Origin of the sequence: Exiguobacterium sp. SH0S7 (genome assembly GCF_004337195.1) — a bacterium.
Lineage (GTDB): Bacteria > Bacillota > Bacilli > Exiguobacteriales > Exiguobacteriaceae > Exiguobacterium > Exiguobacterium aurantiacum_A.
The window spans coordinates 146,485-163,888 of record NZ_SJVA01000001.1; the positions used below are offsets into that span (position 1 = coordinate 146,485).

17 protein-coding genes are annotated in these 17,404 nt (G+C 52.2%); 4 read left to right on the forward strand and 13 right to left on the reverse strand.

Features of this window, described 5'->3' with window-relative positions; all coding sequences use genetic code 11:
• Positions 1-17: 17 nt before the first annotated feature.
• Entirely contained in the window at positions 18-2,732 is a 2,715-nt protein-coding gene (acnA, locus tag EVJ22_RS00785; RefSeq protein ID WP_131442904.1) for an aconitate hydratase AcnA, read from the reverse strand.
• 201 nt (positions 2,733-2,933) lie between these two features.
• On the reverse strand, positions 2,934-4,529 hold the full coding sequence (locus tag EVJ22_RS00790; RefSeq protein ID WP_071397625.1) for a peptide chain release factor 3: 1,596 nt from the start codon (positions 4,527-4,529) through the stop codon (positions 2,934-2,936).
• 180 nt (positions 4,530-4,709) lie between these two features.
• On the opposite strand from EVJ22_RS00790, the gene EVJ22_RS00795 reads away from it, so the two are divergent.
• Positions 4,710-5,141 (forward strand): DUF2621 family protein, encoded by a 432-nt coding sequence (locus EVJ22_RS00795; protein WP_070327153.1) that lies wholly within the window; start codon positions 4,710-4,712, stop codon positions 5,139-5,141.
• A 45-nt stretch (positions 5,142-5,186) separates the two neighbouring features.
• Here EVJ22_RS00795 and EVJ22_RS00800 read toward each other — a convergent pair whose 3' ends face one another.
• Both EVJ22_RS00800 and EVJ22_RS00805 read right to left on the reverse strand, forming a co-directional pair.
• Positions 5,187-5,645, reverse strand: a complete 459-nt coding sequence (locus tag EVJ22_RS00800) for a CcdC family protein (protein ID WP_071397626.1) — start codon at positions 5,643-5,645, stop codon at positions 5,187-5,189.
• A 13-nt stretch (positions 5,646-5,658) separates the two neighbouring features.
• The gene (locus tag EVJ22_RS00805) at positions 5,659-6,357 is read right to left on the reverse strand and encodes a cytochrome c biogenesis CcdA family protein (RefSeq protein ID WP_071397627.1); all 699 of its coding nucleotides are present in this window, start codon (positions 6,355-6,357) and stop codon (positions 5,659-5,661) included.
• A gap of 189 nt (positions 6,358-6,546) precedes the next feature.
• Between EVJ22_RS00805 and EVJ22_RS00810 the strand changes: the two genes are divergently transcribed.
• Entirely contained in the window at positions 6,547-6,726 is a 180-nt protein-coding gene (locus EVJ22_RS00810; protein ID WP_071397628.1) for an aspartyl-phosphate phosphatase Spo0E family protein, read from the forward strand.
• 82 nt (positions 6,727-6,808) lie between these two features.
• On the opposite strand, the gene EVJ22_RS00815 is transcribed toward EVJ22_RS00810, so the two are convergent.
• The 7 genes from EVJ22_RS00815 to EVJ22_RS00845 form a co-directional block, all read right to left on the reverse strand.
• The gene (locus tag EVJ22_RS00815) at positions 6,809-8,572 is read right to left on the reverse strand and encodes an ABC transporter ATP-binding protein (protein WP_131442906.1); all 1,764 of its coding nucleotides are present in this window, start codon (positions 8,570-8,572) and stop codon (positions 6,809-6,811) included.
• The gene (locus EVJ22_RS00820) at positions 8,562-10,316 is read right to left on the reverse strand and encodes an ABC transporter transmembrane domain-containing protein (protein WP_070327148.1); all 1,755 of its coding nucleotides are present in this window, start codon (positions 10,314-10,316) and stop codon (positions 8,562-8,564) included. Before EVJ22_RS00820 ends, EVJ22_RS00815 begins: the two co-directional genes overlap by 11 nt.
• A 124-nt stretch (positions 10,317-10,440) precedes the next feature.
• Positions 10,441-10,674 carry a YneF family protein gene (locus EVJ22_RS00825; protein WP_131439735.1) on the reverse strand — a complete coding sequence of 78 codons (234 nt, stop codon included), beginning with the start codon at positions 10,672-10,674 and terminating at the stop codon, positions 10,441-10,443.
• Between the two features lie 128 nt (positions 10,675-10,802).
• Entirely contained in the window at positions 10,803-12,794 is a 1,992-nt protein-coding gene (gene tkt / locus EVJ22_RS00830) for a transketolase (protein WP_131442908.1), read from the reverse strand.
• A 199-nt stretch (positions 12,795-12,993) separates the two neighbouring features.
• Positions 12,994-13,227 (reverse strand): DUF896 domain-containing protein, encoded by a 234-nt coding sequence (locus EVJ22_RS00835; protein ID WP_070327145.1) that lies wholly within the window; start codon positions 13,225-13,227, stop codon positions 12,994-12,996.
• A 61-nt stretch (positions 13,228-13,288) separates the two neighbouring features.
• A complete protein-coding gene (locus EVJ22_RS00840; RefSeq protein ID WP_035386380.1) occupies positions 13,289-13,933 on the reverse strand; it encodes a YneB family resolvase-like protein in 645 nt (214 codons plus the stop codon).
• Between the two features lie 73 nt (positions 13,934-14,006).
• Positions 14,007-14,243, reverse strand: a complete 237-nt coding sequence (locus EVJ22_RS00845; RefSeq protein ID WP_071397632.1) for a hypothetical protein — start codon at positions 14,241-14,243, stop codon at positions 14,007-14,009.
• Between the two features lie 200 nt (positions 14,244-14,443).
• On the opposite strand from EVJ22_RS00845, the gene lexA reads away from it, so the two are divergent.
• Both lexA and EVJ22_RS00855 read left to right on the forward strand, forming a co-directional pair.
• On the forward strand, positions 14,444-15,064 hold the full coding sequence (lexA, locus tag EVJ22_RS00850) for a transcriptional repressor LexA (protein WP_070327143.1): 621 nt from the start codon (positions 14,444-14,446) through the stop codon (positions 15,062-15,064).
• Positions 15,064-15,504, forward strand: a complete 441-nt coding sequence (locus tag EVJ22_RS00855; protein WP_071397633.1) for a metal-binding protein — start codon at positions 15,064-15,066, stop codon at positions 15,502-15,504. Before lexA ends, EVJ22_RS00855 begins: the two co-directional genes overlap by 1 nt.
• A gap of 103 nt (positions 15,505-15,607) precedes the next feature.
• Here the strand turns inward: EVJ22_RS00855 and glnA are convergent, their stop codons facing one another.
• Both glnA and EVJ22_RS00865 read right to left on the reverse strand, forming a co-directional pair.
• Complete coding sequence (gene glnA / locus EVJ22_RS00860; protein WP_071397634.1) at positions 15,608-16,948, reverse strand: type I glutamate--ammonia ligase; 1,341 nt, start codon at positions 16,946-16,948, stop codon at positions 15,608-15,610.
• Between the two features lie 45 nt (positions 16,949-16,993).
• A complete protein-coding gene (locus EVJ22_RS00865; RefSeq protein ID WP_071397635.1) occupies positions 16,994-17,398 on the reverse strand; it encodes a MerR family transcriptional regulator in 405 nt (134 codons plus the stop codon).
• Positions 17,399-17,404: the final 6 nt, after the last annotated feature.

Genomic DNA, 17,404 nt, shown 5'->3' on the forward strand with positions numbered 1-17,404 from the left:
AAAGGAAGGTTTGACGCTTATTTCAATTTGTTACGGAGGACCATCTGGAGGATCCCGCCGTGACGGTAGTAGTCGATCTCAATTTCCGAGTCGAAGCGGGCGACGACTTTGAACGCTGTCACGGTGCCGTTTTCATGCGTGGCCGTGACGTTCAAGATGTCGCGCGGACGTACCGACTCATCGACTTGAATATCGAGTGCCTCTTCGCCTGTCAGTCCGAGTGATTCCGCAGACTCCCCGTCCATGAACTGAAGCGGTAACACACCCATCATGACGAGGTTTGAACGGTGAATCCGTTCGAAGCTTTGGGCGATGACGGCACGAATACCGAGCAGGTTCGTACCTTTGGCTGCCCAGTCACGCGACGAGCCCATGCCGTAGTCGTTTCCGGCGAGCACGATCAAGCCTGTGCCCTGCTCTTTATATTTCATAGCCGCATCATACATCGGCATGATCTCACCTGTCGGCCAGTACGTCGTGTACCCGCCTTCTGTGCCAGGCGCGACTTGGTTACGGATACGGATGTTCGCGAACGTACCGCGCATCATCACTTCGTGGTTACCACGACGCGACCCGTATGAGTTGAAGTCGAGCGGCGCGACGCCTTTCGACTGCAGGTATTGCCCAGCTGGTGTCGTCTTCGAGAACGCTCCTGCCGGCGAGATGTGGTCAGTCGTAACCGAATCGGCGAACTTACCGATGACACGAAGACCATTAAGTGGGAGCACAACGCCCGCTTCCGGTTCGAGGTTTTCGAAGAACGGCGGGTTTTGGATGTACGTCGAGTCGTCCGAGAAGTCGTACAAGTTACCTTCTGGGACGGCGAGTGCGTTCCAACGTTCGTTGCCCGTGAACACCGTGTCATACTCTTTACGGAACGCTTCCGGCGAGACGACGTCTTGGACGACCATCTTGATCTCATCGTTTGACGGCCAGATGTCTTTGAAGAAGACCTCGTTGCCGTCTTTATCCGTCCCGAATGATTCATTCATGATGTCGAAGTTGACCGACCCTGCGAGCGCGTAAGCGACGACGAGTGGCGGTGACGCCAAGAAGTTCGCTTTGACGAGCGGATGGACGCGGCCTTCGAAGTTACGGTTACCCGAGAGGACAGACGACACGAGAAGATCGTTCGACGTGATCGTCTCTTCGACTTCGCGGTCGAGCGGCCCAGAGTTCCCGATACATGTCGTACAGCCGTAACCGACCGTGTTGAACCCGAGCTGGTCGAGGTACGTCGTGAGTCCGGCTTTATCGAGGTAGTCAGTAACGACTTTCGAGCCCGGGGCGAGCGACGTCTTCACGTATTTCGGTACCGTGAGTCCACGTTCGACGGCTTTCTTGGCCACGAGGCCAGCGCCGACCATGACGTAAGGGTTCGACGTGTTCGTACAGCTCGTGATCGCCGCGATTGCGACGTCACCCGTCTGCATGTCGACCGGTCCATCCTCATAATGGATGGCAGCTTTCTTGTCGAGCTCGGCACGGTCGAGACCGAAGCCGCTGTGTCCGGCCGGTGCGCTCAAGCTGTCGATGAACGCCGTATGCAAGTCAGACAAGTTGATGCGGTCTTGCGGACGTTTCGGGCCTGCGAGTGAAGGTTCTACTTTAGACAAGTCGAGCGTGAGCGTCTTTGTGAACGCCGGATCGGCTTGATCAGGTGTGTAGAACATGTCGTTCGCTTTCGAGTACGCCTCGACGAGGTCAATCAACTCTTCTGAGCGACCTGTCGTACGCATGTAGTTCAACGTTTCCGTATCGACCGGGAAGAAGCCGCAAGTCGCCCCGTATTCAGGCGCCATGTTAGCAATCGTCGCCCGGTCAGAGAGCGGCATCGTGTGGAGCGACGGTCCGAAGAACTCGACGAACTTGCCGACGACCTTCTCGTTACGGAGCATCTCGGTCACGACGAGCGCGACGTCTGTCGCTGTGACACCTGGGTTGACCTCACCGATGATCTTGACGCCGACGACGTCTGGTACCGGGAAGTATGACGGTTGGCCGAGCATGCTCGCTTCAGCTTCGATTCCGCCGACACCCCAGCCGAGGACACCGAGTCCGTTGATCATGGTTGTGTGCGAATCCGTTCCGACGAGTGAATCTGGATACGCGACATTTCCTGTCCCATCATTCTTTTCAAGCACGACCGACGCCAAGTACTCGAGGTTGACTTGGTGGACGATTCCCGTCGCCGGTGGTACGGCACGGTAGTTGTCAAACGCAGTCTGCGCCCAACGTAAGAATTTGTAACGCTCTTCGTTCCGCTCGAACTCGATGTCCATGTTTTTCATGAGCGCGCCGGCGAATCCGTAGGCATCGACTTGGACCGAGTGGTCGACGACGAGATCGACCGGGATTTCCGGGTTGATTTTGTTCGGGTCGCCACCAAGGTCAGCCATCGCTTTACGAAGTGAAGCGAGGTCGACGACAGTCGGGACACCCGTGAAGTCTTGCAAGACGACGCGAGCCGGTTTGAACGGTACGTCAATGTCTTTCGAGACTCCGGCAGTACCCCATTTTGCCAAGTTCTCGACGTGTTCTTTCGTGATGGCACGGCCGTCTTGTTGACGCAAAACTGATTCGAGCAAGACGCGAATCGAGTACGGGAGGCGGCTGAGTTCCGTCACCCCATCTTCCTCTAACTTTTTAAGTCGGTAATAATCGTAAGCTTGTCCGTTGACCTCGAACTGTGTCCGAGATGAAAAAGCGTCTACTACGTTCGTCTGTTCCATACAATTTCCCCCTTTTTGAAAGCGACGACCACAGCAGTTGCCGTAATCGCTTACTTATCACATGTTTATCATAATACAACTATAGCGTGACGTAAAATACATTCCGTCACAAATTAGTCATAAGTAAAACTTATCAATTGCTCCGATCATCTCAAAACACGAAAAAAAGACGGCCATCTAAGGCCGCCTTTACAATCTAGCTTATTCGGCACCGATCTCGACATTGACATCGAGTGCGTCGACGAGCGTCAACTCATCTTCATAGCGTTCTTTGAAACGGTCAAACGTGAACTCGTTGGCGAACAAGAACACAGGGCGTTCCCAACGGTCGATCACGAGCATGTTCCGTGAGTCTTGGAACGGCTTGAGCGCCTTCAATTCTTTGTCCTTCACCCAACGAGCGACACTGTACGATACCGGCTCCATCCGGATGTCGACCCCGTACTCGTTATTGAGACGATATTCGAACACCTCGAACTGGAGTTGACCGACCGCGCCGAGATAAATCTCGTTATACTCGTTGCGGTACACTTGGATCGCTCCTTCTTGGGCGAGTTGCTCGACACCTTTGTGGAAGTGTTTCGACTTGAGCGAGTTGATCGGCGAGACGCGCATGAACAATTCCGGCGGGAACGTCGGCAACGCCTCGAACGCGATCTTTTGCTTCGACGTCGTGATCGTGTCACCGATTTGGTACGTCCCAGAATCGTAAATCCCGATGACGTCACCGGCAAACGCCTTATCGACAGTCTCACGGTCGTTGGCCATCAACTGCGTCGATTGACTCAGTTTGATTTTCTTGCCGGTCCGCGTCAACGTGACGTCCATTCCCCGTTCGAACACACCCGAACAGATGCGGACGAAGGCGATGCGGTCACGGTGGGCCGGGTTCATGTTCGCTTGAATCTTGAAGACGAAACCACTGAAGTCTTCAGACGTCGGGTCGATCGGACCGACGTTCGATTTACGGGCCTCTGGGGCCGGCGACATATCGAGGTAGTGGTCTAAGAAAGACGTCACCCCGAAGTCGACGAGCGCCGTGCCGAAGAAGACAGGTGTCAGCTTACCTGATTGGATCGCCTCGACGTCAATGTCGTTGCCGGCACCGTCTAACAGGTCGATCTCGTCGCGCAAGTTCGTCAAGTTTTCTTCTGTCAAGTAGTTGGCGAGCACAGGATCGTTGACCCCGTCCTCGTTCAACGTGAGCTTGCCTTTCTCGCCACGGAACAAGTGGATCTCGTTCTTGATACGATCGAACACACCTTCGAACTGCATCCCGCTGCCGATTGGCCATGTGACGGCGACCGAAGGCATACCGAGCACTTCTTCAAGTTCTTCCATGAGCTCAAGCGGATCTTTTGCCTGACGGTCCAACTTGTTCATGAACGTGAAGATCGGGATACCACGCATACGACAGACTTGGAATAATTTCTTCGTCTGTGTCTCGATCCCTTTGGCGGCATCGATGACCATGACCGCGCTGTCGACAGACGTCAAGACGCGGTACGTGTCTTCTCCGAAGTCGTTGTGACCCGGCGTGTCCATGATCGAGACGACCTTGTCGCGATAGACGAACTGCATGACAGAAGACGTGACAGAGATGCCCCGTTGTTTCTCGATTTCCATCCAATCGGACTTGGCGTGTTTTGAGTTTTTGCGGGCTTTGACCGTCCCCGCTTCGCGGATCGCTCCCCCGTGTAAGAGCAATTTCTCCGTGAGTGTCGTCTTACCGGCATCCGGGTGGGAGATGATGCCGAAAATGCGGCGTTTCTCTACTTCTTGTTTTAATTGGTTCATATATTGTCCTTTCCCTTCCAGACTTTCAACTTCATTCTCATTTCTGACTGCAACGCTCTCTATTCTAACGAAACGGTGTCGTTTCGTCCATCATTATAGGATGCTCATGCTTTTGTATTCGCGGTCTTTTTTGTATACTAAGCTTGAATGATTGTGAAATGAAAGAACGGGGGAAAGACGATGCCAGAAAACTTGATGATGTATTTCATTGTCTTCTGGGGATTTGTGATGATCGGGTTGATGACGATCGGCGGATACTTCATGTTCCGTAAGTTTTTAAAACGGATGCCGAAAGAAGACGGCCGCTCTCTCCTAGATATCGAGGACGATTACATCGCGAAGACACGCCACCTGTGGACACCCGAGACACGGACGCTACTCGATCGGCTCGTCACGCCAGTGCCTGAGCTGTTCCGCGATGTCGCCATTCGCAAGATCGCCGGCAAGATCGGACAGTTCGCGCTCGAATCGAGAGCGAAAGTGATGACGACGGAGCTCGTCGTCAAAGGATATATCGCCGCCACACCGAAGCGGGACCACAAGTTTTTGAAGAAAGCGCTCGAAGAAGAGCAAATCGATTGGATGACTTATAAGCGTTATTTCCAACAGTGAAGATTCGAAAAACAACGGCATACCTCGCTCGAGGTATGCCGTTGTTTATGTCGTCGCGATGCGCTTATATTTTTGATACATGGCGATCCGCCACGGCACGATCATGCCCCAGGCGATCAAATAGAACAAGCCGCCCGTCGCGAAGATGTTGACCTCGTCGCCGAGGAACGCTTTCATGACCGTCCGGATCGCGAGTAAGACGAAGACGACGATGAAAAACGCTTTCGAGCGGGATAAATAAACCTCACCATCACGTTTTTCAAAATTGGACGTCTTGATCAAAAAGATACTAAAAATCAAGCCTACGACAAGCGCCTCCCCGACTTCGAGCCAAGTCAGACGAAAAGCCGGCACTACAAATTGCAGCATGCCCGTCGACATCGCGAGCGGTGGAATCAAGATTTTTTTCGCATTCGTCGGTCGGGCCGATGCCTTCACGCGAACGAAACTCGCGATGACCCCCATCAGCAATGCGACGAGAGTCGATCCCCAAAATATCGACATATGGTCAGCCCCTTTAGAATCCGGTGAATCCCACTAATTCGCTCATCCAGGCAGCGAAGCGGTTCATTCCATCAAAATATAATACGACTCCGAAAGCCATCATCAAATAGCCTCCGAACTTTGCCACTTTCGCGCTGTTGCGCGCCAAATATTTAATTTTCCCGACGAAGCTGGCCATGATGAGAAACGGGATCGAGAACCCGATGACGTAAGCGAGCATATACCCCATGCCTTGGCTCGGGTTAGACGCAGCCAGTGCGATCACCCCGGCGAGAATTGGTCCTGTGCACGGCGTCCATCCGGCTGCGAATCCGATTCCGATCAACACGGTCCCAAAATACCCGCTCTTCCGTTCTCCAAGTGCGAGTTTCTTTTCGCGCATCATGAAGCGCGGTTGCCACAGCCCCGCTAAAAAGACCCCGAACACAAAAATAAGGATTGCCCCGAACATGCGTAGACTATCTTTAAATTGAATGAAGAAGTCGGCGATCAACGAAGTCGATAAACCGAGGACGAGAAAGACGATCGAGAATCCAAATAAGAATGAGAACGTATGAAACCAAGCCGTCCGTTGCCGGAGCCCTTCGCTTTTCAAGTCAGAGACAGATACCCCTGTGATATACGACAAAAAGACCGGATAGAGCGGCAGCGTACACGGTGATAAAAAAGACAAGACGCCCGCCCCAAAAGCGAGCCATAAAGTGACTTCCATGCGTTTTTCCACCTTTCAGCCTCATTATAGCGAAAACCATTTCAAAATGCTCGCATCTTTTCTCCGTCCACTTCGTCCGATTTTGTAATCATTGAAATGGAAATGTAACTTGTGATGTGTAGTGTTGAATGCTAAGATTTGGATATTCTACTTCACCAGGTTCTATTTTAATACGATGGGGGAAATACCGTGGCGGTCATCACAGCTGAAACCTTACACTATGCCATTGAACAAAAACGCGATGAACTGTATGAAATCGCCTCGCAGTACAGTTGGACGTCTCCAGAAGTGATTCATGTCAGCCAAGAGCTAGACACGTTAATCACGTCTCACGTCCTTTCGAAACAGCTAACAGACAACTTAAATTGACTACTTACTTCAGCTCGTCACATCTTTTGTGGCGAGCTTTTTCCATGGAAAAAAGGACACCCCTTAAGGTATCCTTTGAAGATTATGACATCAGACGTTGTCCTGACTGTAACTCATACATTTTTTTGTATAATCCATCATGCTTCAATAAGGCCTGATGGTTGCCCCGTTCGACGATCTCGCCGCGATGTAAGACAAGAATCAAGTCGGCATCCTGTATCGTCGACAAGCGGTGGGCGATCGCGATCGTCGTTCGTCCACGACGCATCCGGTCGAGGGCGAACTGTACCCGCTCCTCCGTCTCCGTGTCGATCGAGCTCGTCGCCTCGTCCAAGATCAGTATTTTCGGATCACGAGCGACCGTTCGGGCGAAGGCGAGCAACTGCCGTTCCCCGCTCGAGAACGTCGCTCCCCGTTCGCCGACTGTATGACCATACCCCGTCTCGAGTTTTTCGATGAACGTATTCGCTTGGACAAACTCCGCCGACTGGCGTACTTTATCGGAATCAACTGTCGGGTTGAACAATTTTAAATTATCCTCGATCGTGCCACTGAACAAGAACGGGTCTTGTAAGACGAGACCGATCTTATCGCGAAGTTCCACTTCCTCGAACTGTTCGAGCGGGTGTCCGTCGATGGTGATCTGTCCCCCTTCATACGGATAAAACCGAGTGAGCAAGTTGATGATCGAGCTTTTCCCGCTCCCCGTGTGACCGACGAGCGCGACCGTCTCACCCGGCTTGGCGACGAACGAGATGTTCTTCAAAACATCGACTTCCCCGTCATAACTGAACGTGACATCGTCAAACCGAACTTCTCCTGCCTCGATCGCTGCCTCGCCGGAAAGACTTTTTCCTGGCGCCGGTTCATCGGTGTCGAGCACTTTGAAGACGCGGTCTGCCGAGACGACCGCTTGTTGGAACTCACTCAGCCGTTGCATGATATCGAGCACGGGGCGGAAAATGCGCTCGATGTAACTGATGAACGCATAGACGACCCCGACTTGAACTTGTTCCGTCATCGACAGGAAGCCATAGTAGCCGAGCAAACCGATGATCGAGAACGCAAGCAACAGCTCGATGATCGGGCGGAGCAACATACTATCGAGCTTCAAGTTCTTGAACCGTGCTTCTTGATGCGCCTCGTTCGTCGCTTCGAACTGACGGACGAGACGCTCTTCTTGACGGAATTGTTGAACGATACCCATCCCGTTGATCGACTCGCTCAACTGCGCGTTCAGTTGCGATAACAAATCACGGACTAGGGCAAAGTATTTAGTCGAGTACCGGCGATACGCCCAAATGATGAGCCAAAACAACGGGAGGAGGACGAGCCCGATCGTGGCGAGCGTCGGCTCTAAAATGTACAGGAAGATATACGTCCCGAGCAATTGAACGCCTGACTGGACGAACGTGCTCATCACGCCGACGTATAACTCTTTCACCGCTTCCGTGTCGTTCGTGATCCGGGAGACGAGCACACCCGCCGGCGTCCGGTCGAAATAGGCGAGACGCAGCCCCATCACATGACGGAAGATGTCCATTCGAATATTTTGGACGATTTTAAGGGCGATCTTCTGAAACGCAATCGATTGTAAATAGTCGAAGATGACGGCCGAGATGTGTAACACCATATAGACGACGAGCAGCGTGACGACCCAATTCGTCGGATAGACGCCCGGTGTCACGAACTCATCGATGAACACTTTGATTAAAAACGGTCCGGCAAGCTTCGCTCCCGTCGCAAGAAGTAAAAAGACGAAGGCGAGGCTGAGCGGCCGGCCGTATCGTTTCGTATAGGCCAATAACCGCTTGATGACCGACCATTCTTGAATATCATGCTTCATGGTGGCCCCCTCCTTCCACGATCGCCTCAAGTTGTTGGCGGTCGTACGTTTCTTTGTACCAGCCCGGTTCTCGAATGAGATCGTTGTGTCGGCCTCGCTGAATGACTTGGCCATCAGCGAGTACGAGGATCTCATCGGCATGCTCCACTGCCGACAGACGGTGGGCGACGATCAATCGAGATTGCTCCGGATTGCCGACACGGAAATGTTCGATGATGGCTTCTTCCGTCTTCGCATCGACAGCGGACAACGCGTCATCAAGGATTAAGAGATCGGCCTCGATCATAAGCGCCCGGGCAATCGAGATACGTTGCTTCTGTCCCCCCGAGAGCGTTACGCCGCGTTCACCGACTAGCGTGGCATACCCTTCCGGCAACCTTAAGATGTCGTCATGCACTTCGGCGATTTTGGCAGCCTCCATGATCTCATCCATTTTTGCTTCCGGTTTTCCGAAGGCGATATTGCTCGCAATCGAATCCGAGAACAGGAAGTGGTCTTGCGGGACGAGGGCGACTTTATCTAGTAGAAGTGATTTTTTGACTTGACGAACATTGACGCCGCCGATTTTGATTTTACCGTCGGTCACGTCATATTCACGGGTCAACAATCGAACGATCGTCGTCTTACCAGAACCGGTCCGACCGACAATCCCGAGTGTTTTGCCACGCTCGATCCGGAACGTGACATCACGCAGCACGGTCGTATCGTCATAACGGAACGAACCGATATCCGCCTCGAGCTCGGAATGATCCAGTTTCGTCGCCGCCATCGGATCGTCTTGGATCTCCGGCTTGATGGCGAGCATGCGCTCGATCCGGTCGTACGAAGCCCGACCACGTTCGACGATATTGAACAACCAACCGAAGGCGAGCATCGGCCAAGTGAGCAGACTAAGATAAGCGGTAAAACTGACGATTTGACCGATCGTGAGCTCGCCTTGTTCAATCAAGTAGGCCCCGTAGCCGATCGACAATATGTAAGATAATCCGACGATCCCGAAGATTGTCGGGTCGTACAAGGCGTCAATTTTAGCGACACGGACGTTTTTTGCCATGACTTCATCTGACAACTTCTCGAACGATTCGACGTCGTGGTCGACTTCCCCGGTCGATTTCAAGACGCGAACCCCACTCACACTCTCCTGAACCTTGTCATTCAATTCGGAAAATGCCGCTTGGGCGACACCGAACCGGCTATGGAGCATCTTTCCATATCGTGTCGTCAAAATGACCATGATCGGCAGCGGCAGTAAAGCGACGACCGTCAGCTTCCAGCTGATCGTCGTCACCATCGTGATGATGACGAACGTACCCATCGTCACACTGTCGACGAGCGTCAAAATACCCGCCCCCGCCGTCGTCGAGACAGCCTGGACATCGTTCGTCGCGTGCGCCATCAAATCACCGACACGCGACTTTTTATAAAACCGTTGATCCAAATCCGTGAAGTGACGATACAGTTGGCTCCGGAGCAGGCGTCCGAGCCGGATCGAGGCCCCGAAAATAAAGTAGCGCCAAAAAAAGCGCGCCACATAGTTTCCGATCCCGACAGCCGCAAGGCCTCCTAGCAGCATCCACAGCAAGTCCGCTTCGAGCGAACCTTGGTTCATCCCATCGATGACTCGGCCGATAATGCGCGGCGGTATGAGCTCGAGTGCGGCGACAAACATGAGCAAGACGATACCGACTGCATACGTCCGCCATTCGAGCCTGAAGAACCAAGCTAATTGTTTAAATACACGAATCTGAAACGCCCCCTATATCTTGAAATAAGACTATTCATTTATGGTAGCGAAAGTTTGTTCGATTGTCGAACAAAATATGGATAAAAAAAAACACTTCGCGGATGCGAAGTGCTTCGGTGACTCATTATGATTTTTTTTCGTTCTTCGCTTGAACGTTCATGGCACGCATCACTTGGTTGACTTTTTTCTGTGACGGTTTTTGACCCATCTGCATCATTAACGTACGAATCATGTCTTCGTTGATTGGTGGGTTCTGTTCAAGGTAGTTCATCATGTATTTACGAGCGATGAAGAATCCGATCGCGATACCCCCGATGAGTGCTGCCACGACAAGAAGAATCCAAAACAATGTACTCAAGGTTTTACCTCCTCTACCATATGAAACATCGTTTTTTACTATACACTATATTACGCTAATTCGCTAGTCGTCAGAAAAAAAAGTGATGACCTAGACATTGCTAGGCCATCACACGTTTTTAATGACAATTATAGTGATTTGACAGCGTCGATGACATTCTCGACAGACATGCCATACTCTTTCATGAGGAGGTCCCCAGGAGCAGAGGCACCGAACTTGTCGATTCCAAGCACTTTACCGCCGAATCCGACGTACTTGTACCATCCGAGCGTCGCACCCGCTTCAAGCGAGACGCGCTTCGTGATCGACGAAGGAAGGACTGATTCTTTGTACTCGGCCGATTGGGCTTCGAACAGTTCCCATGACGGCATTGAGACGACAGCAGCGTTCACACCTTCAGCAGCGAGTTGTTCACGTGCTTCGACGAGGACGTGGACTTCTGAGCCTGTACCGAGAAGAAGGACGTCCGCTTCGCTAGACTTACCTGCGACGACGTAGGCACCTTTCGCCGCGTCTTCGACAGATGTGCCGACGAGTTCTGGCAACGCTTGGCGTGTCAAGACGAGAAGTGATGGAGCTGACGTCGTCGTGATTGCTTGTTTCCAAGCGGCGATCGTCTCTTTACCGTCTGCCGGACGGAGAACTGACAAGTTCGGCATCGCCCGGAAGCTCATCAAGTGCTCGACCGGTTCGTGCGTCGGACCGTCTTCACCGACTGCGATCGAGTCATGCGTCAAGACGAATGTCGACGGAATTCCCATGAGTGCAGCGAGACGTACCGCTGGACGGAGGTAATCCGAGAAGACGAAGAACGTCGCGCCGTAAGGAAGTACGCCACCGTGAAGCGCCATCCCGTTGACAGCTGCCGCCATTGCGAATTCACGGACACCGAACCAGATGTTACGGCCGGCCGGATCTTCATCGAAGTCAGCTGCGCCTTTGATCATCGTGTTGTTCGAGCCGGCGAGGTCAGCCGATCCACCGAACAACGTCGGGACCGTCTTCGCAATCGCGTTCAAGACTTCTCCACTCGTTTGGCGTGTCGCTTTTTTCGACCCGACTTCAAACGTCGGCAACTCGCTATCCCAACCTTCAGGAAGTTCATTGTTCATCGCACGTTCGAACTGAGCACCTAGCTCAGGATGAGCCGATTTGTAGGCTGCGACGAGCTCGTTCCAATCCGACTCAGCCTTAGCGCCAGGCTCAACGACTTTATCGTTGAACAAGTCGTACACTTCGTTCGGCACGTAGAAGTTCTCGCCTTCCCATTTGTAGAACTGTTTCGTGAGCTCGATCTCTGCTTCACCGAGTGGAGCCCCGTGTGAGGCCGATTTACCTGATTTGTTCGGTGAACCGAAACCGATGACCGTCTTCACTTCGATCATCGTCGGTTTCGACGTCTCAGCTTTCGCCTCGTCGATCGCTTTGGCGATCGTATCGATGTCCGTTCCATCCTCGACGCGGATGACTTGCCATCCGTAAGCGTTGAATCGATCTTCTACGCTTTCAGAGAATGACTTGTGGAGATCCCCGTCAAGTGAGATGTCGTTTGAATCATACAAGACGACGAGTTTACCGAGTTTCAAGTGACCGGCGAGTGAGGCGGCCTCAGCCGACACACCTTCCATCAAGTCACCGTCTCCACAAATTCCGAACGTATAGTGGTCAACCACGTTGAATTCGTCGCGGTTGTATGTTGCTTCCAAATGTTTCTCAGCCATTGCCATACCTACAGCCATGGCAATCCCTTGACCGAGTGGTCCCGTCGTCGCGTCTACACCTGCTGTGTGACGATACTCAGGGTGTCCTGGTGTCTTCGAGTCCATTTGACGGAACGACTTGAGGTCGTCGAGTGAAAGGTCATAACCAGACAAGTGAAGTAGCGAGTACAATAGCATCGAACCGTGTCCTGCTGAAAGGACGAACCGATCGCGGTTGAACCAGTTCGGGTTTTTCGGGTTGTGACGCATTTTGTCTGTCCAAAGCGTGAACGCCATCGGGGCCGCACCCATCGGCATACCTGGGTGACCTGAGTTCGCTTGTTGGACAGCATCAATCGAGAGCGTCCGAATCGAGTTAATCGCTAATAATTCTTTAGTAGTTGTTTCCACTAATTTCATCCTCTCTGTTGTTAAGAAAGTTTCTACCCGTCATATTTTAGCACACTCAATCGTGTGTCACAACTAATTAAATAGTATGTCACATTGATTGGAATCGTTTACTTCCATACGTCTGTTTTCGAGGGAATGGTCGAACCTTATCGAGCTTCGTGTATAACAAACATGCACATCCTATACGAAATAGGATGTGCATTCGAGTTCATTCAGAACGGTGTCGGTTCTGTTCGTCTTTTAGTTTTTCCGGTGTCACGTCGTTGCCTTCCGGATCGACGACTTTCATGCCCATCATCTGGGATTTGAACGATTGACGGAACGCTTTTAAATATTGTTGACGCAACGCTTGTTGCTCGTCCATCTCTTGTTGTGACAAACCGTCTGTCTTTGCCTTGTTGGCGAGGAAGTTAATCCGCTCCAATTGTTCGGGTGCTAACATAATGGTTCGCCCCCTCTCTACTGAATTTGTAGTTCTACTGTACAAAATCAGGGCGCAGGAATCAAGTTTCTGGCACTGCCACATGTTCCAAATAGCGACGGTTCACAGTCGCTTTCGAGACTTCGTAGCCGAATCCGCGGAGCGTGGCCGCGATTTCAGCGAAGGTGAGCCCCCGCTCCCGGAGTTGGACGATCTCCTCGATCGGCACTTCGATCCGGCTCCTCCCACCTTGGTCATGGTGCTGAATGTTGCGTTGCGGGTTGAAGCCGTTCGCGACCGCCCGGCGCATGCCGCGCGATATCTTGGCGTTATGAATCTTCCGTTGATACTCCTCGACGACGCTGACAATCTCAAGCACCATCTTCTCGGCGTCGGAGACGACGTATTCGTCGGACGACTGCATTGTCAACAGCCGGACGTTATGCTTCATGAGCGTATGCAAGATGGCGATTTTTGCATTCCCTCGGCCGAGGCGACTGTCATCGCTCACGAGCACGGCATCGAGCTTTGACGCCGACACATGCTCTAACAGATCGAGCAGACCCGTCCGGTTGACCTCGAAACCGCTCTCTTGTTCGGTGATCACATCGATCACTTCCGCATCGAGACGTTTGGCCATCTGTAACAATTCCGCTTCTTGCCTCGTGAGCGAGGTTTCCTGAGTGGACTTGTTCGTCGATACGCGACAATAAATGACGACTCGCATCTCGTCACTTCCTTTCTTTCCAGTCATCCTTTTACGATACACAGGATGAGCGGGTGTTCGCAATCCAAATCGATCATTCAGCGGCGAACCACGTCGTTCTCCGTTCTTCTTTTTCCGCACGTTCCGCTAACAGCTGGGCTTCGAGCGTCTCCGCTTCGTTGAACGCAACTTCTTGTTCGATACTTCTTTCGACCGTCATCACTGTCGGCTCACCAACTTCGCCTTGGCGAAACTCGCCGACTAAGTAAAAGGCGAACATCCCGAGCACTACCATTCCGACCAATATAAATCCGTTGATTGTATCTTTCATTTGAACCGCCTCCAAATATGAGAATATGCGTTCTTAGGAACGTCTGTTCGTTTATCTGTTCTCATCATAAAACAGGAACCTCTGTTCGGTCAAGAAAAAACGAACGAATGTTTGTACGCTCATATGTTCTTGTGTTAAAATAAATCCATAAAGAATAGGATGCGTTCGCAGGTTATTCGACATAAACGAGGTGAAATCCATTGAAAAAAATGTCAGCAAGACAGCAACAGATTCTTGATTTTATAAAAGCTGAAGTTCGGACGAAAGGTTATCCCCCGTCAGTCCGAGAAATTGGTGAAGCGGTCGGTCTCGCATCGAGCTCGACCGTGCACGGTCACTTGGACCGTCTTGAAAAACGTGGATTGATTCGGCGCGATAAGACAAAACCGCGTGCGCTCGAAGTGTTGAGCGAGGACGCCCCGTCAATCGAGGAGCGTGAGACGGTCATGTACGTCCCGGTTATCGGGAAAGTTACGGCCGGAACACCGATTACGGCGATCGAGAACGTGGAAGAACACTTCCCGCTCCCGGCCCATATCGTCGGTTCGGATAACGTGTATATGCTCTCCGTCTCTGGCGATTCGATGATCAACGCCGGAATCCTCGACGGGGACCGCGTACTCGTGAGACAACAGAACACGGCAGACAATGGAGAGATTGTCGTCGCGATGACGGACGAGGGTGAGGCGACCGTCAAGCGGATCTACAAAGAGGCGTCGAAAGTCCGACTCCAGCCGGAGAACGATGAACTTGAGGCGATGTATTTCGATAACGTATCCATTTTAGGGAAGGTCATCGGTGTATACCGGACGATCCATTAATGGCTAGCGGCAAGACACATACGCGTACGAACCTCGTGGCAATCGGTGCTTTAGCGATTGCCACGCCTTTTATTGATGTCGATATCCCGACTACCCTTTTCCTCGGTGCGCTTATCGGGACGTTCTGGCTCTCCCCGGACCTCGATTTGAAGTCGGATGCATACTATCGGTGGGGACCGCTGCGTGGTTTTTGGCTCCCTTACGTGAAGCTGATGCCGCACCGGTCTCCGCTGTCGCACTTACCGGTGTTGAGCGATCTCATTCGTGTCATCTACCTCGGCTTCCCGCTCGCACTCATCCTTACGTTCACCCCGTATGAAGCGGCTGTGAAGACGTGGCTCGACTTGAACGGCATCCCGTCCTTCCTCGGTCTCGTGTTCGCGACGACGCTCCATACGGCACTCGACTATGCGTCCACATTTTTCAAACGTGCGTTCTAATCGCAAAACAAGCGACCACTCAATTTCGAGTGGTCGCTTGTTTTGACTAAAAAAACGCCCGATCCAAGAAACTGGATCGAGCGTTTTTTCAAGTTCATTCGACTTAGTAGAGAGTCATGTACTGATCGCGTTCCCACTCTGTTACTTGCGTGCGGAACATGTCCCACTCGATCTCTTTCAACTCGAGGAAGTGTTCGCCGATGTGGTCACCGAGCGAATCCATGACGATTTTGTCGGCGCGGAGTACTTCGAGCGCGTCGAAGAGTGTCGCCGGAAGATCGTCGATCCCGTTCGCAACACGCTCTGGCTTGTCCATCACGTAGATGTTGCTGTCGATCGGTTTCGGTGCTTTCAAGTCTTTCTCGATGCCGTCAAGACCAGAAGCCAAGAGGGCCGAGAGCGCGAGGTACGGGTTCGCCGCCGGGTCGACCGAACGTACTTCGATACGTGTCGAGAGGCCGCGGGCAGCCGGTACACGGACGAGCGGTGAACGGTTACGGGCGCTCCATGCGACGTAGCATGGTGCTTCGTATCCAGGCACGAGACGCTTGTACGAGTTGACCGTCGGGTTACAGATCGCCGTGAACGCACGTGCATGCTCGAGGATACCAGCTGTGAAGGCGCGTGCCGTATCCGAGAGCTCCATGTCACCGTTCGGGTCGTAGAACACGTTCGTGTCGCCTTTAAAGAGTGACATGTTCGCATGCATCCCTGAACCGTTGACACCGAAGAGTGGTTTCGGCATGAACGTCGCGTGAAGGCCATACTTCGCCGCGATCGTCTTGACGACGAGTTTGAACGTTTGGATGTTGTCGGCAGTCGTTACCGCATCCGCGTATTTGAAGTCGATTTCATGCTGTCCTGGTGCGACTTCGTGGTGTGACGCTTCGATCTCGAAGCCCATGTTTTCGAGCTCGATAACGATTTCTTTACGGCAGTTCTCACCTGAATCGACAGGTGCCAAGTCGAAGTAACCGCCTTGGTCGTTCAATTCGAGTGTCGGCTGTCCGTTCAAGTCTTTCTTGAAGAGGAAGAACTCTGGCTCTGGTCCGACGTTGAACGCTGTGAAGCCGAGCTTTTGCATGTGCTCGAGGTTGCGTTTCAAAATACCGCGCGGGTCACCGCTGAACGGCGTGCCGTCCGGATTATAAATATCACAAATTAAGCGAGCGACTTTACCGCTGCCGTCTGTCCATGGGAAGACAACCCACGTGTTAAGGTCTGGATAGAGGTACATGTCTGATTCCTCGATGCGTACGAACCCTTCGATTGAAGAGCCATCGAACATCATCTTGTTATCAAGTGCTTTGTCCAATTGGCTGATCGGCACCTCGACGTTTTTAATCGTACCGAGGATATCCGTGAATTGAAGACGAATAAAGCGTACGTCCTCTTCTTGTGCGATCCGTTTGATGTCTTCTTTTGTGAACGTTTTTCTGGCCATGGTAAAAGTCCCCTCTCACATTGTGTAATGGTTTGTGTACTGGCGTCATCGATAAAAACGTGACAACTCTCCTTGGATGAGCGACGTTTTATTGAAACGACCAGCTTCTTGAAGCTGCGTTTTCAATAATTGATGTAACTCTTTCTCGGAAATCTTTGGCGGTTCGCTTGGCGGGGCCGTAGAAGCAGGTTGTTCTGTCTCTTTGGCACCGTCGTTGTCGAGCATATGGCGAATCGCCGCCAAGTTGAAGCCTTGGTCAATGAAATCTTTGATTGCGAGTAAACGTTCGACATCATTAAAGGAATAAAGTCGTCGTTTCGATTCCGTCCGACTAGGCGAAACCAGACCCTGTTCTTCGTAATATCGAATCTGCCTACCTGTCAGTTGCGTCAGATCTTGGACGATCCCAATCGGAAACAACGGGTTGGAGCGACGAAATTGATCGGCCATCCCTTA